Origin of the sequence: Alloyangia pacifica, assembly GCF_900116195.1 — a bacterium.
Classification (GTDB): Bacteria; Pseudomonadota; Alphaproteobacteria; order Rhodobacterales; family Rhodobacteraceae; genus Salipiger; species Salipiger pacificus.
The window spans coordinates 12500-34467 of record NZ_FOZW01000010.1 but is presented as its reverse complement, the minus strand read 5'-3'; the positions used below and the strand labels follow the sequence as shown (position 1 = coordinate 34467).

Annotated in this window: 25 protein-coding genes; 10 read left to right on the top strand and 15 right to left on the bottom strand. The window is 66.1% G+C overall.

Going from position 1 to position 21968, the window contains the following annotated elements; translation table 11 throughout:
- Positions 1-29: 29 nt before the first annotated feature.
- Both clpA and gloB read right to left on the bottom strand, forming a co-directional pair.
- On the bottom strand, positions 30-2357 hold the full coding sequence (gene clpA / locus BM397_RS19470; RefSeq protein WP_092427914.1) for an ATP-dependent Clp protease ATP-binding subunit ClpA: 2328 nt from the start codon (positions 2355-2357) through the stop codon (positions 30-32).
- Between the two features lie 152 nt (positions 2358-2509).
- Positions 2510-3271, bottom strand: coding sequence for a hydroxyacylglutathione hydrolase (gloB, locus tag BM397_RS19465; RefSeq protein WP_092427916.1), 762 nt, complete (start codon positions 3269-3271; stop codon positions 2510-2512).
- 74 nt (positions 3272-3345) lie between these two features.
- On the opposite strand from gloB, the gene BM397_RS19460 reads away from it, so the two are divergent.
- From BM397_RS19460 to BM397_RS19425, 8 genes are all read left to right on the top strand, one after another.
- The gene (locus BM397_RS19460; protein WP_092427918.1) at positions 3346-4095 is read left to right on the top strand and encodes a methyltransferase domain-containing protein; all 750 of its coding nucleotides are present in this window, start codon (positions 3346-3348) and stop codon (positions 4093-4095) included.
- A 374-nt stretch (positions 4096-4469) separates the two neighbouring features.
- Positions 4470-5036, top strand: a complete 567-nt coding sequence (locus BM397_RS19455) for a F0F1 ATP synthase subunit delta (protein WP_092427920.1) — start codon at positions 4470-4472, stop codon at positions 5034-5036.
- Complete coding sequence (gene atpA / locus BM397_RS19450; protein ID WP_092427922.1) at positions 5037-6575, top strand: F0F1 ATP synthase subunit alpha; 1539 nt, start codon at positions 5037-5039, stop codon at positions 6573-6575.
- 21 nt (positions 6576-6596) lie between these two features.
- Positions 6597-7475: a F0F1 ATP synthase subunit gamma gene (locus BM397_RS19445; RefSeq protein ID WP_092427924.1), complete on the top strand. Its 879-nt coding sequence runs from the start codon at positions 6597-6599 to the stop codon at positions 7473-7475.
- 16 nt (positions 7476-7491) lie between these two features.
- Positions 7492-8916 (top strand): F0F1 ATP synthase subunit beta, encoded by a 1425-nt coding sequence (atpD, locus tag BM397_RS19440; protein ID WP_092427925.1) that lies wholly within the window; start codon positions 7492-7494, stop codon positions 8914-8916.
- A 43-nt stretch (positions 8917-8959) separates the two neighbouring features.
- On the top strand, positions 8960-9403 hold the full coding sequence (locus tag BM397_RS19435; RefSeq protein WP_092427926.1) for a F0F1 ATP synthase subunit epsilon: 444 nt from the start codon (positions 8960-8962) through the stop codon (positions 9401-9403).
- 153 nt (positions 9404-9556) lie between these two features.
- Positions 9557-9922, top strand: coding sequence for a VOC family protein (locus BM397_RS19430; protein WP_092427927.1), 366 nt, complete (start codon positions 9557-9559; stop codon positions 9920-9922).
- Between the two features lie 92 nt (positions 9923-10014).
- Positions 10015-10365, top strand: a complete 351-nt coding sequence (locus BM397_RS19425; protein ID WP_092427929.1) for an H-type lectin domain-containing protein — start codon at positions 10015-10017, stop codon at positions 10363-10365.
- Positions 10366-10389: 24 nt separating this feature from the next.
- On the opposite strand, the gene BM397_RS29030 is transcribed toward BM397_RS19425, so the two are convergent.
- The 3 genes from BM397_RS29030 to BM397_RS19410 all read right to left on the bottom strand — a co-directional run bounded on the left by BM397_RS29030 (position 10390) and on the right by BM397_RS19410 (position 12194).
- A complete protein-coding gene (locus BM397_RS29030) occupies positions 10390-10605 on the bottom strand; it encodes a DUF1127 domain-containing protein (protein WP_245696151.1) in 216 nt (71 codons plus the stop codon).
- Between the two features lie 120 nt (positions 10606-10725).
- A complete protein-coding gene (locus BM397_RS19415) occupies positions 10726-11184 on the bottom strand; it encodes a GNAT family N-acetyltransferase (protein ID WP_092427933.1) in 459 nt (152 codons plus the stop codon).
- On the bottom strand, positions 11184-12194 hold the full coding sequence (locus tag BM397_RS19410; protein ID WP_092427935.1) for a ribose-phosphate pyrophosphokinase: 1011 nt from the start codon (positions 12192-12194) through the stop codon (positions 11184-11186). The genes BM397_RS19415 and BM397_RS19410 overlap by 1 nt, the downstream gene beginning before the upstream one ends.
- 103 nt (positions 12195-12297) lie before the next feature.
- On the opposite strand from BM397_RS19410, the gene BM397_RS19405 reads away from it, so the two are divergent.
- On the top strand, positions 12298-12897 hold the full coding sequence (locus tag BM397_RS19405; protein WP_092427937.1) for a 2-hydroxychromene-2-carboxylate isomerase: 600 nt from the start codon (positions 12298-12300) through the stop codon (positions 12895-12897).
- A gap of 63 nt (positions 12898-12960) precedes the next feature.
- Here the strand turns inward: BM397_RS19405 and plsY are convergent, their stop codons facing one another.
- The 6 genes from plsY to BM397_RS19375 form a co-directional block, all read right to left on the bottom strand.
- Positions 12961-13572: a glycerol-3-phosphate 1-O-acyltransferase PlsY gene (plsY, locus tag BM397_RS19400; RefSeq protein ID WP_092427939.1), complete on the bottom strand. Its 612-nt coding sequence runs from the start codon at positions 13570-13572 to the stop codon at positions 12961-12963.
- Position 13573: 1 nt separating this feature from the next.
- Positions 13574-14863 carry a dihydroorotase gene (gene pyrC / locus BM397_RS19395; protein ID WP_092427941.1) on the bottom strand — a complete coding sequence of 430 codons (1290 nt, stop codon included), beginning with the start codon at positions 14861-14863 and terminating at the stop codon, positions 13574-13576.
- Between the two features lie 64 nt (positions 14864-14927).
- Positions 14928-15476 (bottom strand): aspartate carbamoyltransferase catalytic subunit, encoded by a 549-nt coding sequence (locus tag BM397_RS19390; protein ID WP_092427943.1) that lies wholly within the window; start codon positions 15474-15476, stop codon positions 14928-14930.
- Positions 15477-15488: 12 nt separating this feature from the next.
- Positions 15489-16439, bottom strand: coding sequence for an aspartate carbamoyltransferase catalytic subunit (locus tag BM397_RS19385; protein ID WP_092427945.1), 951 nt, complete (start codon positions 16437-16439; stop codon positions 15489-15491).
- A 131-nt stretch (positions 16440-16570) separates the two neighbouring features.
- Positions 16571-17128 carry a 16S rRNA (guanine(966)-N(2))-methyltransferase RsmD gene (gene rsmD, locus BM397_RS19380; RefSeq protein WP_092427947.1) on the bottom strand — a complete coding sequence of 186 codons (558 nt, stop codon included), beginning with the start codon at positions 17126-17128 and terminating at the stop codon, positions 16571-16573.
- Positions 17125-18336, bottom strand: a complete 1212-nt coding sequence (locus BM397_RS19375; protein WP_092427949.1) for an NAD(P)/FAD-dependent oxidoreductase — start codon at positions 18334-18336, stop codon at positions 17125-17127. The genes rsmD and BM397_RS19375 overlap by 4 nt, the downstream gene beginning before the upstream one ends.
- Positions 18337-18418: 82 nt before the next feature.
- Between BM397_RS19375 and BM397_RS19370 the strand changes: the two genes are divergently transcribed.
- A complete protein-coding gene (locus tag BM397_RS19370) occupies positions 18419-18907 on the top strand; it encodes a peroxiredoxin (RefSeq protein WP_092427951.1) in 489 nt (162 codons plus the stop codon).
- Between the two features lie 233 nt (positions 18908-19140).
- Here the strand turns inward: BM397_RS19370 and BM397_RS19365 are convergent, their stop codons facing one another.
- The 4 genes from BM397_RS19365 to BM397_RS19350 form a co-directional block, all read right to left on the bottom strand.
- The gene (locus BM397_RS19365) at positions 19141-19431 is read right to left on the bottom strand and encodes a 4a-hydroxytetrahydrobiopterin dehydratase (protein ID WP_092427953.1); all 291 of its coding nucleotides are present in this window, start codon (positions 19429-19431) and stop codon (positions 19141-19143) included.
- Positions 19428-20651 carry a GNAT family N-acetyltransferase gene (locus tag BM397_RS19360; RefSeq protein ID WP_092427955.1) on the bottom strand — a complete coding sequence of 408 codons (1224 nt, stop codon included), beginning with the start codon at positions 20649-20651 and terminating at the stop codon, positions 19428-19430. Before BM397_RS19360 ends, BM397_RS19365 begins: the two co-directional genes overlap by 4 nt.
- A gap of 69 nt (positions 20652-20720) precedes the next feature.
- Positions 20721-21479 (bottom strand): glycerophosphodiester phosphodiesterase family protein, encoded by a 759-nt coding sequence (locus tag BM397_RS19355; protein ID WP_176806762.1) that lies wholly within the window; start codon positions 21477-21479, stop codon positions 20721-20723.
- Positions 21476-21937, bottom strand: coding sequence for a RidA family protein (locus tag BM397_RS19350; RefSeq protein WP_092427959.1), 462 nt, complete (start codon positions 21935-21937; stop codon positions 21476-21478). Before BM397_RS19350 ends, BM397_RS19355 begins: the two co-directional genes overlap by 4 nt.
- Positions 21938-21968: the final 31 nt, after the last annotated feature.

Genomic DNA, 21968 nt, shown 5'->3' with positions numbered 1-21968 from the left:
CATCAATATCAGCGCGCCGAAGCGCACGATCAGTCTGCGGTCAGCAGCGGCGGCTTGCGCGACGAGAGGCGCAGCTTGTCCGGGCCCTCGGTCTTCAGCACGAGCTTGTCGTCCTTGACCGTGACCTTGACCAGTCCACCCTTGACCAGCTTGCCGAAGAGCAGCTCCTCGGCCAGCGGCTTCTTGATGTTCTCCTGGATCACGCGGCCCAGCGGGCGGGCCCCCATCTTGTCGTCGTAGCCCTTGTCGGCCAGCCATTCGGCCGCCGGCTTGGTGAGCTCGATCGAGACGTTGCGATCCATGAGCTGCGCTTCGAGCTGCAGCACGAACTTCTCGACGACCGAGAGGATGACCTCTTTCGGCAGCGGCTGGAAGCTGATGACCGCGTCCAGACGGTTGCGGAATTCCGGCGTGAAGGTCCGCTCGATGGCGGCGGTGTCCTCGCCCTCGCGGCGGTCGCGGTTGAAGCCGATGGCCGCCTTGGCCTGCTCCGCCGCGCCGGCGTTGGAGGTCATGATGAGGATCACGTTGCGGAAGTCCACGGTCCGGCCGTTGTGGTCGGTCAGCGAGCCGTGATCCATCACCTGCAGCAGGATGTTGTAGACATCCGGGTGCGCCTTCTCGATCTCGTCGAGCAGGAGCACGCAATGCGGGTGCTGGTCCACGCCATCGGTGAGCTGGCCACCCTGGTCGAAGCCGACGTAACCCGGAGGCGCACCGATCAGGCGGCTGACCGCGTGTTTCTCCATGTACTCGGACATGTCGAACCGCAGCAGTTCCACGCCGAGCGAGCTTGCGAGCTGCTTGGCCACCTCGGTCTTGCCGACACCGGTCGGGCCGGCGAAGAGGTAGTTGCCGATCGGCTTCTCGGGTTCGCGCAGGCCCGCTCGGGCCAGCTTGATCGCCGAGGACAGCGCCTCGATGGCATTGTCCTGGCCGAAGACCACGCGCTTGAGCGTCGCTTCGAGGTCCTTGAGCACCTCGGCGTCGTTCTTGGAGACGTTCTTCGGGGGGATGCGGGCGATCTTGGCGACCACATCCTCGATCTCCTTGGTGCCGATGGTCTTGCGGCGCTTGCTCTCGGCCACCAGATGCTGCGCGGCACCGGCCTCGTCGATCACGTCGATGGCCTTGTCGGGCAGCTTGCGGTCATTGATGTAGCGGGCCGACAGCTCGACCGCGGTACGGATCGCGTCCTGGGTATATTTGACCGAGTGGTGCTCCTCGAAATAGGGCTTGAGGCCCTTGAGGATCTTCACCGCGTCTTCGACCGAGGGCTCGCTCACGTCGATCTTCTGGAACCGGCGGCTGAGCGCGCGGTCCTTCTCGAAGTGCTGGCGGAACTCCTTGTAGGTGGTGGAGCCCATGGTGCGCAGCTTGCCGCCCTGAAGCGCGGGCTTCAGGAGGTTCGAGGCGTCCATGGCGCCGCCGGAGGTCGCGCCCGCGCCGATCACCGTGTGGATTTCGTCGATGAAGAGCACCGCGTCGGGGTGTTCCTCAAGCTCGGTCACCACGGCCTTCAGCCGCTCCTCGAAATCGCCGCGGTAGCGCGTGCCGGCAAGCAGCGCGCCCATGTCGAGCGAATAGATGGTGGTGTTCGAGAGCACCTCAGGGGTGTCGCCGCTGACGATCTTGCGCGCCAGCCCCTCGGCAATGGCGGTCTTGCCGACGCCGGGGTCACCCACCAGCAGCGGATTGTTCTTGCGGCGGCGGCAGAGCACCTGGATGCAACGCTCCACTTCATGCTCGCGGCCGATCAGCGGATCCACGTCGCCCTTGCGGGACTTGGCGTTGAGATCCACGCAATACTTGGCCAGCGCCGACTCCTTGTTGTCGGAGGCCTGTGCGCTCTCGCTTTTCGTTTCTTCCTCCGACTCCTGCGCGCCGGTCACCGGGCGGCTCTCGCCGTAGGCGGGGTTCTTCGCCACGCCGTGGGCAATGAAGTTGACTGCGTCGTAACGGGTCATGTCCTGCTCTTGCAGGAAGTAGGCGGCGTTGCTCTCGCGCTCGGCGAAGATCGCGACGAGCACGTTGGCACCGGTCACCTCGGTGCGGCCGGAGCTTTGCACGTGGATGGCGGCGCGCTGGATCACGCGCTGGAAGGCGGCCGTCGGCACGGCCTCGGAACCCTCGACGTCGGTGACGAGGTTGGAAAGGTCTTCGTCGATGAATTCGACGAGCGTGGTGCGCAGTTCCTCGGTGTCGACCGAGCAGGCTTTCATCACGCGGGCGGCGTCGGGTTCGTCGATGAGGGCCAGGAGAAGGTGCTCGAGAGTTGCAAATTCATGGCTGCGGGAGTTCGCCAGCGCCAGGGCCGAGTGAATTGCCTGCTCAAGGGTGTTCGAGAATGAAGGCACGGCGTGCTCCTTCCTGTCTGCGTCGGGCACGGGCCCAACATTGCCTCTTACCGTTAAAGTTTGGTCGATCACGACCATCCTTCAAGTCTTTTCTAGGCTTGCGGCGCTCACATTTGTCCCGAAGGGCGCAACGTGGCGTGAAAAGCGGCGGCCTAAAAGCGGTCTTTCCTGGCGCGGATTTCGGCAAAGACAACGGCATCCGTCGCCTCGGTCAAGCCGAGCCGCTCGCGGATCTCGGGAGAGTCCGGTCGCAGGAAAGGGTTGGTGGCCAGTTCCTCGGACAGCGCGCAGGAGGCGGTAGCTCGCCCCTCTGTCCGGGCTTTGGCGATGGCGTCACACCGAGATTTAAGCTCGGCGTTCTCTGGTTCAATAGTAAGCGCAAATCTGGCGTTGGCGGAAGTGTATTCGTGGCCCGAGCAAATCATCGTGTCCGAAGGCAGCGCCATGAGCCGCTGCATCGAGGCCCACATCATCTCGGCATCGCCCTCGAACAGCCGTCCGCAGCCAAGCGCCATGAGGCTGTCGGCGGTGAAGGCGGCCTGCGCCTGCGGCATGTAGAAGGCGATATGGCCCAGCGTGTGGCCGGGAACATCGATGACATGCACGCCGACACCCGCGACCGAGAACTCGTCGCCGCCCGCCACGAGTTGGTCGAGACCGTCGATCTTTGCCGCCTCGGCGCGGGGGCCGATCACGGTGCAGCCGTAGCGATCGCGCAACGGTTTGATGCCCTCGACGTGGTCATGGTGATGGTGGGTGATGAGAATCGCATCGAGCGACCAGCCGCGCGCATCGAGCGCCGCCTCGATCGGCGTCGCCTCGGGGGCGTCGATCAGGATCACGCCCTCGGGGCCCTTCACCACGTAGGCGTAGTTGTCGCTCAGGCAGGGGACGGTGACGATCTCGAGGGGCATGGCTTTTCCTTCAAGGCTTTGACAGAGTGACTCGCGAGAGAGACCCAGACTGACGCAAGGGACGACGGCCCGCAATGCATCCGGATGTGCAGGCGCTTCGCGACTTCTACTATCGCAGCGCGCTTGGCCGCGCGGCGCGTGGCGCCCTGCGCGACCAGGTGCTGCGATTCTGGCCCGAGGCGCAGGGGCTGAATGTTGCAGGCTACGGCTTTGCCGTGCCGGTGCTGCGCCCCTACCTCGCGCAGGCGCGCCGGGTGATGGCGCTGATGCCCGCGCCGCAGGGGGTGATGCGCTGGCCCGCGGGGATGCCGAACGTCTCGGTGCTGACCGAAGAGATGCTTTGGCCGGTGGAGACCGGGCATCTGGACCGGCTGGTGGTCATGCACGGGCTGGAGACCTGCAACAACATCACCGCGCTGCTCGATGAATGCTACCGGACGCTGGGGCCGGGGGGTGAGGTGCTGTTCATCGTGCCCAACCGTTCGGGGCTCTGGGCGCGCTCGGAGAGCACGCCTTTCGGGCAGGGGCGCCCTTACTCGCTGAGCCAGCTCGACGCGCAGCTCCGGGCGCATGATTTCCTGCGGGTCTCGCATGCCTCGGTGCTCTACCAGCCTCCTTCGACCCGGCGCTTCTGGATGAAGACCGCGCCGGTCTGGGAGCGGATCGGCCGCACGGTGCCGGCAGTGATGGCGGGCGGGGTGCTGATGGTGCGCGCCTCCAAGCGTTACCCGCCGCAGCGCAAGGGCATCGGCGAGAAAGTCCGCGTGCCGAGCCCGCTCGAGGTGCTGAGCCCGGTGCCCAGCAAGGAGCCGAAGCCGGTTTGACGCTGCGGGGCAGGGCGAAAGATTCGCCCAAGCCGCTGCAAGCGCACTCATCTCCCTAAGATTGTGACGCCGCTCGCACGTTTGCGCTAGCGTGACGCGTGATCAAAACCTGCGCTTTCGTGACGCATTATTTCCGGGGATCACGAAAAAGCGAGACATTCCATAGCCCTGTCTGCCGCAATGCCGCGCGGGGGCGGTCGGGAGCCGGAAAAGCTACGCTCCGCAGGTGGTTAAATGGCCGTTAGCATGTTGCGAGGTCCCCATCGCTCTGATAGATCGTCGGCGATTTCGACGCCCTGAGGGCATCAGGGCAGGGACAACGCCTCCGGACGCCGGATCACTTCCGTGCGTCGCGGGGGCCTCATATCGGAAGGGTGGACGTGTCTGAACCAGCTTCGATCTCCAGCGGCATCGCGGCGCGCTATGCCACGGCGGTCTTTGGGATCGCCAAAGAGGAAAAAGCGCTCGACAAGCTCGAGAGCGGTATCGACGATCTGTCCGCCGCACTCGGTGAAAGCGCTGAGCTGAAGGATCTGATCTCTTCGCCGGTCTACACCCGCGAAGCGCAGGGCAAGGCAATCATGGCAATCGCTGCGAAGATGGGCCTCGCGCCCGTGCTGACGAACACGCTGGGGCTGATGGCCTCCAAGCGTCGTCTCTTCGCGCTGCCGCAGCTGATCGCCCACCTGCGCGAGATGATCGCCGCAGAAAAGGGCGAGGTGACCGCCGAGGTGACCTCCGCCATCGAGCTGACCCCGGCTCAGGCGACCGAGCTTGCCGCGACTCTGAAGTCGCAGATCGGCTCGGACGTGAAGATCAAATCGACCGTGGATGAGAGCCTCATCGGCGGTCTCGTTGTTAAGGTGGGCTCGAAGATGGTCGACACGTCGATCCGCTCGAAGCTCAACTCCCTCCAGAATGCAATGAAAGAGGTCGGATAAATGGGTATCCAAGCAGCCGAGATTTCTGCGATCCTAAAGGAGCAGATCAAGAACTTCGGTCAGGAGGCCGAAGTCGCAGAAGTGGGTCGCGTGCTGTCCGTCGGTGACGGCATCGCGCGTGTCCACGGTCTCGACAGCGTGAAAGCCGGCGAGATGGTCGAATTCCCGGGCGGCATCATGGGTATGGCGCTGAACCTGGAAGCCGACAACGTCGGTGTGGTGATCTTCGGCTCCGACCGGGACATCAAGGAAGGCGACGTCGTCAAGCGCACCAACTCGATCGTGGACGTGCCGGCGGGCGAAGCCCTGCTTGGCCGCGTGGTCGACGGCCTCGGCAACCCGCTCGACGGCAAGGGCCCGATCGCAACCTCCGAGCGTCGCGTCGCCGACGTGAAGGCACCGGGCATCATCCCGCGTAAGTCGGTTCACGAGCCGATGGCAACCGGCCTCAAGTCGGTCGACGCAATGATCCCGATCGGCCGTGGCCAGCGCGAGCTGATCATTGGCGACCGCCAGACCGGCAAGACCGCGATCGCGCTCGACACCATCCTGAACCAGAAGTCCTACAACGACGCCGCCGGCGACGACGACAGCAAGAAGCTGTACTGCGTCTACGTGGCCGTCGGCCAGAAGCGCTCGACCGTTGCGCAGCTGGTGAAGCGTCTGGAAGCAACCGGCGCGATCGACTACTCGATCGTCGTGGCCGCAACCGCGTCCGACCCGGCTCCGATGCAGTACCTCGCGCCCTACACCGCGACCGCGATGGCAGAGTACTTCCGCGACAACGGCAAGCACGCGCTCATCATCTATGATGACCTGTCCAAGCAGGCCGTGTCCTACCGCCAGATGTCGCTGCTGCTGCGCCGCCCGCCGGGCCGTGAAGCGTACCCGGGCGACGTGTTCTACCTCCACTCGCGCCTCCTCGAGCGTTCGGCGAAGCTGAACGAGGATCACGGTGCCGGCTCGCTGACCGCGCTGCCGATCATCGAGACCCAGGGCGGCGACGTGTCGGCCTTCATCCCGACCAACGTGATCTCGATCACCGACGGCCAGATCTTCCTCGAGACCGAACTGTTCTTCCAGGGCATCCGCCCGGCCGTGAACACCGGTCTGTCGGTGTCGCGCGTGGGTTCGTCCGCTCAGACCAAGGCAATGTCCTCGGTTGCCGGCCCGGTGAAACTGTCGCTCGCGCAGTACCGCGAGATGGCGGCCTTCGCCCAGTTCGGTTCGGACCTCGATGCCTCGACCCAGAAGCTGCTGAACCGCGGTGCACGTCTGACCGAGCTGATGAAGCAGCCGCAGTACTCGCCGCTGACCAACGCCGAGATCGTCTGCATCATCTTCGCAGGCACCAACGGCTATCTGGACAACGTTCCGGTCAAGGAAGTCGGCAAGTACGAAGCTGCCCTGCTCGCGTTCCTGCGCGGCCAGCGCAAGGACATCCTCGAGTGGATCGAAAACGACGATCCGAAGATCAAGGGTGAACCCGCGGACAAGCTGAAGGCAGTGCTCGACGAATTCGCCGCGACCTACGCCTGAGCGCCCTGAAAGGACAGGATTATGCCTAGCCTCAAGGACCTCAAAAACCGCATCTCCTCGGTCAAATCGACCCGGAAGATCACCAAGGCCATGCAAATGGTGGCCGCCGCAAAACTGCGGCGGGCACAGGATGCGGCCGAGATGTCGCGGCCTTACACCGAGCGCTTCAACGCGCTGCTCGGTGGTCTGGCCGCGTCGGTGGGCGGTAGCGCAACGGCGCCGAAGCTGCTCTCGGGCACCGGGAAGGACGACGTGCATATGCTCGTCGTCATGACCGCCGAGCGTGGCCTTTGCGGGGGCTTCAACAGCTCCATCGTGAAGAAGGCGCGGACTCAAATCGAAACGCTCAAGGCGTCTGGCAAGACGGTGAAGATCCTCACCGTCGGCAAGAAGGGCCGTGAGCAGCTCAAGCGTGACTACGGCGACCTGTTCGTCGGTCACGTCGACCTGAGCGATGTGAAGAAGATCGGCTACGCCGACGCTCAGAACATCGCGAAGGACATCCTCGTTCGTTTCGACAACGAGGAATTCGACGTGGCGACCATCTTCTATTCGAAGTTCCAGTCGGTGATCTCTCAGGTTCCGACGGCCCAGCAGGTTATCCCGGCGCAATTCGACGCGCCCGAGGGAGACGCTGGCGGGTCCACGCTCTACGAATACGAGCCCGGCGAGGAAGCCATCCTTGCCGATCTCCTGCCCCGTGGTGTCGCAACCCAGATCTTCTCGGCTCTGCTGGAGAACGCGGCTTCGGAACAGGGGGCTCGGATGAGCGCCATGGACAACGCCACGCGCAACGCGGGCGAGATGATCGACAAGCTGACGATTGAGTACAACCGCTCGCGTCAGGCGGTCATCACCAACGAACTGATCGAAATCATCTCGGGCGCCGAGGCGCTCTAAGAACCGGAGACGATAAATGGCAAACGCAAAAGGCAAAGTGACCCAGGTCATCGGCGCCGTGGTCGACGTGAAGTTCGACGACCACCTGCCCGAGATTCTGAACGCGCTGACCACCGAAAACGACGGCAAGAAACTGGTTCTTGAAGTCGCCCAGCACCTGGGTGAGAACACCGTTCGCACCATCGCAATGGACGCCACCGAAGGTCTCGTCCGCGGCCAGGCCGTGGAAGACACCGGCGGCCCGATCTCGGTGCCGGTCGGCAACGCGACCCTCGGCCGCATCCTGAACGTCGTCGGCGAGCCCGTCGACGAGCAGGGCCCGGTGAACGCAGAAGAAACCCGCGCCATTCACCAGCCCGCCCCGCAGTTCGACGAACAGTCGACCGAGTCGGAAATCCTGGTGACCGGCATCAAGGTGATCGACCTGCTGGCTCCCTACTCGAAGGGCGGCAAGATCGGCCTGTTCGGCGGCGCCGGCGTGGGCAAGACCGTTCTCATCATGGAACTGATCAACAACATCGCAAAGGTGCACTCGGGCTACTCCGTGTTCGCCGGTGTTGGCGAGCGGACCCGTGAGGGCAACGACCTTTACCACGAGATGATCGAATCCAACGTTATCAAGCCCGACAATCTGTCGGAATCGCAGGTGGCACTGGTCTACGGTCAGATGAACGAACCGCCGGGAGCCCGTGCTCGCGTCGCCCTGACCGGCCTGACCCTGGCCGAGCAGTTCCGCGACCAGTCCGGCACCGACGTTCTGTTCTTCGTGGACAACATCTTCCGCTTCACGCAGGCCGGCTCCGAGGTGTCCGCACTTCTCGGCCGTATCCCCTCCGCTGTGGGCTACCAGCCGACGCTGGCAACCGACATGGGTGCGATGCAGGAACGCATCACCTCGACCAAGAACGGCTCGATCACCTCGATCCAGGCCGTTTACGTTCCCGCGGACGACCTTACCGACCCGGCACCGGCAACGACCTTCGCGCACCTCGACGCGACGACGGTTCTCAACCGTGCCATCTCGGAACTCGGCATCTACCCCGCCGTGGACCCGCTCGACAGCTCGTCGCGTCTGATGGACCCGGCCGTTGTCGGCCAGGAACACTACGACGTGGCCTTCGCCGTGCAGGGTATCCTCCAGCGCTACAAGTCGCTGCAGGACATCATCGCGATCCTCGGCATGGACGAACTGTCGGAAGAGGACAAGCTGACCGTGGCCCGCGCCCGGAAGATCCAGCGTTTCCTCAGCCAGCCGTTCGACGTTGCGAAGGTGTTCACCGGCTCCGACGGTGTGCAGGTTCCGCTCGAGGACACCATCTCGTCCTTCAAGGCCGTGGTGAACGGTGAGTACGACCACCTGCCGGAAGGCGCCTTCTACATGGTCGGCGGCATCGACGAGGTGCTCGCGAAAGCCGAGAAAATGGCGGCAGACGCAGCCTGAGACCAGCGGGGGGCCTCGCGCCCCCCAGTAACCGGAGGCCCAAATGGCTGAAACGATGCAATTCGACCTGGTGAGCCCCGAGCGCAACCTGATGTCGGCTGCCGTCACGGCAGTGCAGATTCCGGGCACCGAGGGCGATCTGACGGCCATGCCCAACCATGCGCCGATGATCACCACGCTGCGTCCGGGCATCCTCAAGGTCGAGACCGAGACCGGCACCCAGGAGTTCGTCGTCACCGGCGGCTTCGCCGAGATCGGCCAGTCGGTCAGCGTGCTGGCCGAGAAGGCTGTGCCGCATGGCGACATGGACCAGGCGACCTACGACGCGCTCGTGGAAGAAGCTGTCATGGCCTACAAGGCCGCGAAGGAAGCTGCTCCCGAGAACGAGCCGGGCCCCGTGGACGAGGCGGCAAAGCTGCTTCAGGACATGGTGGCGGTTGGCACGCACATCGGGCTCGACCCGAAAGCCGCCAACCTCAACTACTGAGCCTGGCGCTCGAGACAACGCAAGGGCCCCGCGCAAGCGGGGCCTTTTGCTTTTGGGCGACCCCAAGGGGTCGCGTGAGAGCGCAGCACCCTGCTGACAGGTGCTGTCGGCAGAGTCGGCTACTTCCGAGGAAGACTTTCACAGGAGCCCGCCATGACCCCGAACCTCATCCTTTTCTACGTCGCCGATCCCGCCGCTAGCGCCGCCTTCTACGAACGCCTGCTTGGCACCGCGCCCGAGGCTGTCTTTCCCGGCTACGCGGCGTTTTCCTTCGCGAATGGCCTCTCGCTCGGGCTCTGGTCCGAAACCGCGCAGGACTTCGTCTCCGGCGGTAGCGGACACCGTTCGGAACTGGCCATCATGGTGGCGGAGGATACCGAGGTCGACCGGATCCACGCGCGCTGGAGCGAGATGGGTGTCGAGATCGAACAGCCGCCGCTTGACGCTGTCTTTGGGCGTACCTTCGTGGCGCGCGATCCCGATGGTCATCGCATCCGCGTGTGCACCCCGGACGACTGAAGTCCTAGGTCATAGGAAACAATGGGAATTTCCCATTTTCTTTCACCGGCAGTTGCACAAGACTGCGCAGAGCGCGGATGAGGAAAGACCTTATGCGGAAATTGCGAGGCGCCTGGGTTGGTATCGACCAGGGCAGCGAGGACCTGTTTTCGGAATTCGAGACCGGCGGTTCCATGTGGACCGGTGCCGGCGAGCGTGAACGGCGGCGGCACGTGCGTTTTAACGAGCCTTTCGCGAGCCCGCCGAACGTTCAGGTGGTTCTGTCGCTCTGGGATATCGACAATGGCGGGAACATCCGTGCCGACCTCGGGGCCGAGAATGTCACGGAAACCGGGTTCGACATGGTGTTCCGCACATGGTCCGACACGCGCGTCGCGCGCGTGCGTCTTGGTTGGATGGCGATCGGGGAGGTGCGGGGCGAGGATGACTGGAGCATCGACTAGCCTGCCGCGGATCGCCCGGGCCCGTCAGCGGCCGTAGGCGGCCTGCCAGGCGATGTCGCGGATGTTGGCGCGGTGAAACCCGATGTCGGCAAGATCGCGGTCGCTGAAGGATTCCAATTCGCGCACGAGGCGGAAGTATTCTGCGCGGCGCGAACGGGCCAGCTTGAAGCGTTCGATCATGCGGGAAAGGGATCCGCGTTGCGAGTCAGCCGGAAAACTGTGGATGTCGGTCGTAGCCATGATGGCCTCCTGATTTCGTGATGGCGCTGACATCGGGATTTCCGGCCCGAGTCACAAGCCACGTCAGGAGAAGCCCGCCTTGCAGACTCTGCATGCCGGGAAAAAACCGTGGCGCGAGGCTCAGATAGGCTTTTCGAAGTAAACCCGGTCATAGCCCTTTTCGGTCACGCGTCCCGTCTCTCGGTAGCCGAGGCGGGGGTAGAGCACGAGATTCTCGGTCATCAGGGCATTGGTGTAGAGACGGATTCGCGCGTAGCCGCCGGCGCGGGACTGCGCGTCCGCAAAGTCCATCAGGGCCCGGCCGATGCCGTGTCCCTGCGCCCGAGGCGAGACGGCGATATTGTCGAGCAGCATCGCGTCGTCCTGAGGCAGCAGCACCAGCAGCGCGGCGACCGAACCGTCCAGCTCGGCCACATGGACGCGCTCCGCGGCGATCAGCGCCGCATAGTCGTCGAGCATCGGGCCGGGCTTCTGCCCCATGCGCGGGATGTAGGGGGAATAGGCGGTCTCGACGATCTCCTGGATCGCTTCAAGATCCGCGGGACGCGCCCGCCGGATCAGCGGCGGGCGCGAGGTCATCAGAGGATGCCTTCGTAGATCGGGCCGAGCACGTCGGTCTCGAACAGCGACGACACGGAGGTGCCGTTCCAGATGTTCAGGATCGCCTGCGCGAAGATCGGCGCAGTCGGCAGGATGCGGATGTTCGGCGCGGCGGCGACCGGGTCGGTGGCGGCGATCGAGTCGGTGATCACCAGCGACTTCATCACCGACTTGGTGACGCGCTCGACCGCGGGGCCCGACAGGACGCCGTGGGTGATGTAGGCGTGCACCTCGGTGGCGCCGTGGTCCATCAGCACCTCGGCGGCCTTGCACAGCGTGCCGGCGGTGTCGCAGATGTCGTCGACGATGATGCACTTCTTGCCGGTGACATCACCGATCACGGTCATCTCGGCGATCTCGCCCGGCTTCTCGCGGCGCTTGTCGACGATGGCAAGCGGCGCGTTGATCCGCTTGGCCAGCTCGCGGGCACGGGCCACGCCGCCGACGTCCGGCGAGATCACCATGACGTCCTGCAGCGAGTCCTTGAACTGGTGCTGGATGTCGAGCGCAAAGATCGGCGAGGCGTAGAGGTTGTCGACCGGGATGTCGAAGAAGCCCTGGATCTGCGCGGCGTGGAGATCCATGGTCAGCACCCGCTCGACGCCGGCCTCGTGGATCATGTTGGCGACCAGCTTCGAGGTGATCGGGGTGCGCGCCTTGGTTCGGCGGTCCTGGCGGGCATAGCCGAAGTAGGGGATCACGGCAGTGATGCGCGCGGCCGAGGAGCGGCGCAGCGCGTCGGCCATGATCAGCAGCTCCATCAGGTTGTCGTTCGCCGGGTTCGAGGTCGGCTGGAGGATGTACATGTCCTCGCCGCGGACGTTCTCGTAGACTTCGACGAAAATCTCCTGGTCGTTGAACCGCTCGACGCGGGCATCGACGAGTCCGACCGCGCCTCCGCGATAGAGCGACATGCGGCGGGCGATGGCGTTCGCCAACGGCTTGTTGGCATTACCCGCGATGAGCTTGGGTTCGATGACGGTGGGCATTTGAGGAGGCTCCGGCGTTACGGAATGACAGATTCGTGACGTTGCGGTCGCCTTAACACGCAGTTAGCGTGGGGCAAAGATACACGGAAGGGCATGTGACCCCATGGCACAAATCCAGTACTATTTTTCGATGTTGTCTCCCTTTGCCTATCTCGCGGGGCCGCGGTTCGAGGAGATCGCCGCGAAACACGGGGCTGAGGTGGTCTACAAACCCTTCGACATCACCGCCCTGTTTCCGCGCACCGGCGGCGCGCCTCTGGCGCAGCGCCATCAGTCGCGGATCGATTATCGCAACATGGACCTGCCACGTCAGGCGCGGAAGGTCGGCATGCCGCTGAACCTCAAGCCGATGTTCTGGCCGATGAACGCCGCGCCGTCTTCCTACGCGATCATTGCGGCGGCCAAGGCCGGGGGCGGCGATGTCGGCGGGCTGATCCACATGCTGCTTCGGAACTGCTGGGCCGAGGAAAAGGACATTTCCGAGGACGCGGTGATCAAGGCGGCGCTGGAGGAGAACGGCTTCGATCCGTCGCTGACCGATAGCGGTCTGCTGGTCGGGGCCGAGACCTATGCCGCCAACCTCGAGGAAGCGGTGGGCGCCGGGGTCTTCGGCTCGCCCTTCTGGATCACCGAGGATGGCGAGAAGTTCTGGGGGCAGGACCGGGTCGAGGATCTGGAGCTGCACCTGAGCGGCAAGCTCTGAGAAGAAGCTTCCACGGCAGGGTGGCGGCCCGGCGTTCGTCCGGGCCAAATCCCTCGAGATCTCTCAGCCTTTCTGACCGATCTTCGACTCGGTGCCCTTGCGGATCCGGTCGATGTTCTCGCGGTGGCGCCAGAAGATCAGCGCGGTCAGCAGCAGCGTCAGCGCGGTCATCTCGATCTGCCCGAAGAGCACCATCCAGAGGGTCGAGAGCAGCGCCGCCACCAGCGCACCCAGCGACGAGATGCGCGACATGGCCGCCGCGGCGAGCCAGGTGGCGCAGGTGATCAAACCAACCGGCCAGTGCAGCGCAAGGATGAGACCGATGAAGGTCGCCACGCCCTTGCCGCCCCGGAATTTCAGCCAGACCGGGAAGCAATGGCCGAGAAAGGCCGCCAGCCCCGCCAACTGCGCCGCGTCCTCGCCCGCCATCCAGCGCGCCAGCAGCACGGCCACCGCGCCCTTGGCCCCGTCGAGCAGCAGCGTGCCCGCCGCTGCCGCCTTGTTGCCGGTACGCAGCACGTTGGTCGCGCCGATATTGCCCGAGCCGATTGACCGCAGGTCGCCGAGGTTCATAGCCCGCGTCAGCAGCAGGCCGAAGGGGATCGAGCCGAGCAGATAGCCGAGCACCGCCCAGAGGATCAGCACGGGGACCGAAGAGGTGATCTCGGGCAGCATGTCAGGCGCTCCAGACGGGGGTTCCGGCGACGAGGGTCTGCAGCACCTTGCCCTGCAGCCGCGCCCCGTCAAAGGGGGTGTTCTTGGATTTCGACTGCAGCTTGAAGCGGTCGAGGACGAAGGGCTTGTCGGCGTCGAAGATCACCAGGTCGGCGGGCGCGCCCGCGCTCAGGCGGCCGCAGTCCAGCCCCAGCCGTTTCGCCGGGTTCAGTGACAGCCCGCGGAATAGCGTGGGCAAATCGACCTCTCCCGCGTGGTAGAGCCGCAGCAGCACCGGCAGCATGGTCTCGAGACCCACCGCGCCCGAGGCGGCCTCCTCGAAGGGCAGGCGCTTCGATTCCTCGTCCTGCGGCGTGTGGAACGAGCCGATCACGTCGATCAGCCCGGTGCGCAGCGCCTCGAGCACCGCCTGCCGATCATCCTCGGAGCGCAGCGGCGGCTTGACCTTGAAGAAGGTGCGGTAGTCGGCCACGTCCATCTCGTTCAGCGTCAGGTGATGCATCGAGATGCCCGCCGTCACGTCGAAGCCGTTGTTCTTTGCACGCTCCAGTGCCGGCAGGGCGCGGGCGGTGGTGATCTGGTCGGCGTGGTAGCGGACGCCGGTCATCTCGACGAGCGCGATGTCGCGGTCGAGCCCCATGCGCTCGGCCATCGGCGAGACTGCGGGCAGGCCGCGCAGCGAGGCGAATTTGCCCGAGCTGGCGGCGGCGCCCTTCGACAGGATCGGCTCCTGCGGGTGGCCCATGACCAGCGCGCCGAGCGAGCGGGCGTAGCCCATGGCGCGCGACAGCACCTTGGTGTCGGTCACGACGCGGTCGCAATCGGTGAAGGCCACGGCACCGGCGTCGAGCAGGAAGCCGAGCTCGGTCATCTCGCGGCCTTCACGGCCCTTGGTCAGCGCGGCCATGGGCAGCACGTTGACCGGCGCGGTCTCGTTGGCGCGGCGGCGGATGAACTCCAGCACTTCGGGCGTGTCGATCGCCGGCGAGGTGTCCGGGCGGGTCACCATGGTGGTCACGCCGCCGGCGGCGGCGGCCACCCCGGCGGTCTTGAAGCTTTCCTTGTGACGCTCGCCCGGCTCGCCCACCTTGACGCCGAGATCGACGATACCGGGTGCGATATGCGCGCCGTTCAGGTCCTGCGCCGCGGTCTGTCCCTGCAGCGTGGCGATCTCGTCGGCCGAGGTCACCACGGCCTTGATCCGGCCACCCGAGAGCAGCAGCGCACCCTCCGAGACGGTCCCGGCCTCGGGGTCGATCAGCCGGGCGTTGTAGAGCAGCGTGTCTTTCATTCGGTGCCTCCGGAAGGCGCAATCATGGGGGGCGGGGTCATGTTCAGGGCGGCGGAGGGGCGCATCATGCGGCCCTGAAGAAGGCGAAAAGGACGATCAGCACCAGCACGCCCAGCCCGAGCAGGGCATAGGTCAGCGCGCGGCTGCGCGGCGCGTCCTCGGTGGCCGCCGGGCGATCCATGCTGCCGCGGGCGGCGGCGCTGCGCAGCTTGCCGGCGCGGGCACCCGCGCCCTCGGCTTCCTTGAAGGTGCCGATCCAGCGCAGCGGGGTCGAGATGGCCAGGTCCTGCGAAGTGTGATCGAAGGCGGCACTCGGCAGGACCACCACGTGGCCCTTCAGCGCGTCGATGCGCGGTTTCATCTGGCGGAAGTCCTCGCCGCCGACCTGATAGGCCTCGGTGAGATAGGTCGAGAGCGGCATTTCCCCCAGATCGCGGATCGAGACCACGTCGATCCGCGAGGGCCGCAGCTTGCGCGCGCCGAGCGCGTATTGCAGCGGAAACTCCCCGGTGCCGGCCTGCACGGTGAAGCGCTCGACCGCCTCGGGTGGCAGGTCGAGGTGAAAGAGGCGAACTTCGCCGTCCACCGAGCCGTTGATGTGCATCTTGGTCATGACGCGCTCCGCTCAGACCGCCAGCTCGGTGGGCCGGGCCCGCAGGTTCCGGGCCAGCAGGTCCATGGCGGCCATGCGCACGGCGACCCCCATCTCGACCTGCTCCTGGATCACCGAGCGGTTGATGTCGTCGGCGATGGTGCCGTCGATCTCGACGCCGCGGTTCATCGGGCCGGGATGCATGACGATGGCGTCGGGCTTCGCATGGGCGAGCTTCTCCGCGTCCAGCCCCCAGCGGTGATAATACTCGCGCTCAGACGGGATGAAGCCACCGTCCATGCGCTCCTTCTGCAGCCGCAGCATCATCACCACGTCCACGTCCTTCAGCCCCTCGGCCATGTCGTCATAGACCTCGGCACCGAAGTCGGCGATGCCCGAGGGCATCAGAGTCGACGGGCCGACAAGGCGGATGCGGTTCTCCATCTTGTGCAGCAGCAGCAGGTTCGAGCGCGCGACGCGCGAATGCGCGATGTCGCCGCAGATCGCGATGTTGAGCCGGTGCAGGCGGCCCTTGGCGCGGCGGATGGTCAGCGCGTCGAGCAGCGCCTGCGTCGGGTGTTCGTGCTTGCCGTCACCGGCGTTGATCACCGCGCAGTTCACCTTCTGCGCCAGCAGGTCGACCGCGCCGGAGTGCGGGTGACGCACCACCAGCAGGTCGGGGTGCATGGCGTTCAGTGTCAGCGCCGTGTCGATCAGCGTCTCGCCCTTCTTGATCGAGCTGGCCTGCATCGACATGTTCATCACGTCCGCCCCGAGCCGCTTGCCCGCCAGCTCGAAACTGGACTGCGTGCGGGTGGAGTTCTCGAAGAACATGTTGATCTGGGTCAGCCCGGCCAGCGCATTGGCGTGCTTGTCGCGGGCGCGCGACAGGGTCACGTAACGCTCGGCAAGGTCGAGCAGCGTGGTGATCTCGTCGGGACGAAGGGGCTCGATGCCCAGAAGGTGGCGCTGGTCGAAACGCATGGAACGGCTCCCCTGAAGTTGCCGCGGTTATAGGAACGCGGGGCCCGCGCGACAAGTGGTCGCGAATGTGCGGCAAATGCCCGCTCTCATGTCATTATGCCCGGTTCGGGCGCAGAGTTTAAGGCGCGGTTTCAGGGCGCTTCCAGCAGGGTCACCGTGGTGTCGCCATAGCGGCGGCTGTCGAGCATGGTGAAGCCCTCGGGCGCCTCCTGCGGGCCGCTTTCCTCCCAGACGATCAGCGCCTCGGGGGCGAGCCAGCCCTGCGTGTGCGCCGCCGCCAGCGCCTTGGCGCCGAGATTCAGCCCGTAGGGCGGGTCGAGAAAGACCAGCGTCGCGGGTGCCTCTGCGGGCGGCAGGCGGGTTGCGTTGCAAGATAGCGTCCGGGCGCGGTCCGCGCAGGCGAGCAGCCGGATGTTCTGCTTGATGAGCTTCTGCGCCACCCGGCCGTCATCGACGAAGGTCGCCGAGGCGGCCCCGCGCGACAGCGCCTCCAGCCCCAGCGCGCCGGTGCCGGCGAAGAGGTCGAGCACCACGGCCCCCTCGAAGGGCTCGCCGAAGCGTCCGCCGCCCAGCATGTTGAACAGGCTTTCGCGCACCCGGTCGGTGGTCGGGCGCAGATGCGCGCCCGGATCGCCCTTGCCGACGGCGGTGAGCGCGCGGCCGCGCCAGTCTCCGGCGATGATCCTCATGCCTTCAGCAACGCCTTGAGATCGCTTCCCGTATCGGCAACCACCTCGGGGTCGGCGCTCTTGCCCGCCTCGATCAGCCGCTTGCCCACCATGTAGGCGCGCGGATCGTTCATCGCGTCGAGGGCGATGAGCTGGCCCTCGCGGTAATACCAGTGCGAGACAGGCCCGGCGCCGCCACCCCGCACCACGACCTTGTCGTAACCCGCGTTCAGCCCGGCGATCTGCAGCTTCACATCGTACTGGTCGGACCAGAACCACGGCTTCGGTTGGTAGGGCATCTCGGCGCCCATGATGTTGTCCGCCACCGCCTCGGCCTGATCGATGGCATTGCCGACGCTTTCCAGCCGCAGCTGTGCCTCGCCCAGCGGGAAGGAGGCGCAATCGCCCGCCGCCCAGACATGCGGGGCGGAGCAGCGGCCCATGGCGTCTGTGCGGATGCCGTTCTCGATCTCGATCCCGGCGGCCTCGGCGACCGAGGTCTCGGGCAGGATGCCGACGCCGACGATGACGAAATCGACCGGCAGGGTCGTGCCGTCGGTCAGCTCCGCTGCGGTCACCTTGCCGTCCTCGCCCACCAGCCTGCCGAGGCCGACGCCCTCGCGCAGGTCGACGCCGTGGCCCTTGTGCAGGGCGCGGAACCAGTCCGAGGTCTCGGGGGCGGCGACGCGCTGCAGGATGCGCTCGGCCATCTCTACCAAGGTCACCTGCAGGCCGAGTTTGGAGGCCACCGCCGCGGCCTCGAGCCCGATGTAGCCGCCGCCGACGATCAGCACGCGGGCGCCTTCGGTAAAGCGGGCTCGCATGGCGTCTACGTCGGCGATGCCGCGCACCACGCAGACGCCGTCGAGGTCACCGCCGATTGCGGCGGGCAGGCGGCGCGGCGCGGAGCCGGTGCAGAAGACCAGGTCGTCATAGGCGATCTCGCGGCCCCCGGCGATGACGTGCCGCGCCTCGGTGTCGACCGAGACGGCGGGCTCGCCCAGCATCAGGGTGATGTTCTGCTCGTCGTAATAGGCGCGCGGGCGCAGGTAGAGACGGTCCTTCTGCATCTCGCCCAGCAGATAGGCCTTGGAGAGCGGCGGGCGTTGGTAGGGCGGCTCGGCCTCGGCGCCGATCACGGTGATCTTGCCCTCGAACCCCTTGCCGCGCAGGCGGGCCACCAGAGAAGCCGCGGCCTGCCCCGCGCCGATCACAACAACATGCCCCATGCCTGGCCTCTTTCCACTTTCCCGGGTTTTGCGCGAAACCTATATCTTGCCGGGTTGGAAACGCAAATGATGGAGAGACTGCATGGCGCTATCCGCTGGAGACCGACTGCCCGAGGCGACGCTGCTGACCATGGGCGAGGCTGGCCCCGAACAGGTGTCGCTGGGCGAGAAGCTGGCGGGCCGCAAGGTGGTGATCTTCGCACTGCCCGGGGCCTTCACTCCGACCTGCTCGTCGGCACATGTGCCGAGCTTCATGCGCACCAAGGAGGGTTTCGGCGCCAAGGGCGTGGACGAGATCATCTGCATCTCGGTCAATGACCCCTTCGTGATGAAAGCCTGGGGCGAGGCGACGGGCGCTGCCGAAGCCGGGCTGACGATGCTGGCCGACGCCGAGTGCGCCTTCACTTCGGCCATCGGCATGGAGTTCACCGCCGAGCCGGCCGGGCTGATCCGCCGCTCGAAGCGCTACGCGATGTATGTCGAGGATGGCACCGTGAAGGTCTTCCACGAGGAAACCGGGCGCGGCACCTGCGAGATCTCGGGCGGCGAGGCGCTGCTGGCGGCGATCTGAGCGAAACGGCATCCGGCGGCGCGGGTGGCGTCGCCGGATTTGCGTATTTGGAAAGAGAAGAAGGGCGAGAGGTGCGTCTTCTCTTTCCAAATACGCATGGTGAGACGAGGCCGGACGCGCGCGGTTCCGGGCAGGGCGCGGCGCCGGGACATGCGCTGCCGCGCTGCCCGTCAAGGTTGCCTTGGGGCGAAGGGGGGAGGCGGGAGGGGAGGCCCCTCCTGCCGGCGCGGGGCTCAGAGCGAGTCGAGCTTGCGCGCGAGCTTGGCGTCGAGTGCGCTGAGCCCACCCACGTCATGGGTGGTCAGGCAGACCTCCACCGTCTTGTAGACATTGCGCCAGTCGGGGTGGTGATTCCACTTCTCGGCCCAGAGCGCGGCGCGGGTCATCCAGCCAAAGGCCTCGGTGAAATCGGCGAATTCGAAGGTCTTGCAGAGGCTGTCCTCGGCCTTGTTCATCGACCATCCGTTCTCGAGCAGCGGGGCGAGCATGGTCGCGCGGCCGGTGTCGGAGAGTTTCTCTGTCATTGGGTGTCCTTCCCGTGGTCTTTCCGGAACGGCCCGTAGGCGGTGAGCACCTCGATGTCCTCGTCCACGGCCCGTGCCTCGGCCTCCAGATAGTGCGCCACGGCGCGGGCAAACCCCTTGTCGGGAAACCAATGCAGAGAATGCGTCGGATTGGGCAGGTATCCGCGCGCCAGCTTGTGCTCGCCCTGTGCGCCGGCCTCGACGCGCGACAAGTCATGGGCGATGGCAAAATCGATGGCCTGATAATAGCACGCCTCGAAATGCAGGCAGGGGTGATCCTCGGTGCAGCCCCAGTAGCGGCCGAAAAGCGCGTCGCGGCCGATGAAGTTGAGCGCGCCGGCCACCGGCCGCCCCTCGCGCTCGCAGATCACCAGCGCCACGTCCCCGCGCATGGTCTCGTGCAGCTCGTCGAAGAAGGCGCGGGTGAGGTAGGGCGTGCCCCATTTGCGGCTGCCGGTGTCCTGGTAGAAGGTCCAGAAGGCGTCCCAGTGCTCGGGCGCGATCTCGTCGCCGGTGAGCATGCGGATCGTGCCGCCGAAGTCCTGCGCCCGGGCGCGCTCCTTGCGGATCGCCTTGCGCTTGCGCGAACTGAGATCGGCGAGGAAGCCGTCGAAATCGGCGTAGCCCCGGTTCAGCCAGTGAAACTGCTGGGTGACGCGGCGCAGCAGCCCCATGCGTTCTCCGGCAATGGCCTCGCCCTCGGTGCAGAAGGTGATGTGCAGCGAGCTGAGATCGTTCTCGGCGGTGAGCTGCACCGCGCCCTGAACCAGCGCCATCATGCCCTCGGCCTCGTGGCCGGGGCGGGTCAGGAAGCGCCGTCCGGTGGCGGGGGTGAAGGGGACAGCGACCTGCAGCTTGGGGTAGTAGCGCCCGCCTGCCTGCTCGTAGGCATGGGCGAAGCTGTGGTCGAAGATGTACTCGCCCTGGCTGTGGCCCTTGGCGTAGAGCGGCGCGACCGCGATGATCCGTCCCGCCTTTTCCGCCACCAGGTAGCGCGGGTCCCATCCGGTGCCGCGCCCGACCGAGCCGGAGCGCTCCAGCGCGCGCAGGAAGCGCCAGGTGGTGAAGGGATCGTCCGCGCGTCCTCCCTGCGCCGCCTCGGGGCAGGCGCAGGCGTCCCAGTCGCTTTCGGGGATCTGATCCAGAGTGGTCAGCACGTTGACGGCTATTGTGTCGCCCGACGGCGGGTCGGACGCCGGAGCGGGGCTCTGATCGGTCATATGGTGATCTCGGCGCTGGGCATCATCAGGGCACTATCTGACCCCGGCGGGGCCGGGATCAAGACACGCTCATGCGAGATACTGCTCGAAGGTCACGTTCTGGGCCAGCTTGCGGGCCTGTGCCTCCTGCTCGGGCGTACGGATGGTCCAGCACAGGATTGCGGCGCCGGCGTCCTTCAGCTCGGCGATACGGGACGTGCCGAGGTCCTTCCAGTTGTGCGAGACGAAGCAGGCACCGGTGCGCGCATAATCGGGGATGCCGCGCAATTCCTCGAGCCGCCAGCCGGGCACGCCGGGCCAGTTCTCGGCGGCATAGGCTTCGGTGGTCAGCCCGCGCGGCACCTTCGGCGCGAGCCGGGCCATGCGGGCGACCGCATGCGGATTGAAGGACATCACGGCGACCGGTCCCCCGTAGCCGCGCAGCGCATCGGCCGTCGCCTGCTCCAGCGGGCCCACCTCCGGGCCGAGCGCGCCGTCCTGATCCTTGATCTCGATGAGCAGGGGCACGCGGCCCGCGACCAGGTCCAGCACCTCGGAGAGAGTCGGAATGCCCTCGTCAGCGCCCTTGAGCTTCAGTGCGGAAAGCTCGGCGGCGTCGCGCGCGCCGAGCAGTCCGCGCGCGCCGGTCAGCCGTTCCAGCCGCTCGTCGTGAAAGACCATGGCCACCCCGTCCGAGGACAGCTGCAGGTCGATCTCTATGCCGTAGCCCGCGCTGATCGCGGCGGTGATGGCGGCGCGGGAATTCTCGGGGCGGCCCGCCGCCACATCGTGCAGGGCACGATGCGCGATGGGACGCTCGAGAAAGGCGGCGGGCAGCCCGGCCATCAGGCGAGCTCGAAGATCGCTTCGATCTCGACAGCAACGCCCATCGGCAGCGAAGCGGCCGACACCGCGGAGCGCGCGTGCTTGCCGGCGTTGCCGAAGATGGCGACCATCAGGTCCGAGGCACCGTTGATCACCTTGGGTTGGTCGGTGAATTCGGGGGTGGAGTTCACGAAGCCCACCAGTTTGACCACGCGCTTGAGCTTCGACAGATCGCCGCCGCAGGCCGCCTTGGCCTGGGCGATGAGCGCCAGCGCACAGCGCTGGGCGGCCTTGGCGCCGGCCTCGACATCCAGCGAGTCACCGAGCTTGCCGGTGATCAGCCCGTTCTGGTCCATGCTGATCTGGCCCGAAACGTAGAGCATGGCACCGCTCTGCACGTAGGGGACGTAGTTCGCGGCGGGGGCGGGGGCGTCGGGCAGGGTCAGGCCGAGCTCTTCAAGGCGGGCGGTGATGTCGGTCATGGGGGCCTCCTTTGGGTTTGCGCGGACGCTA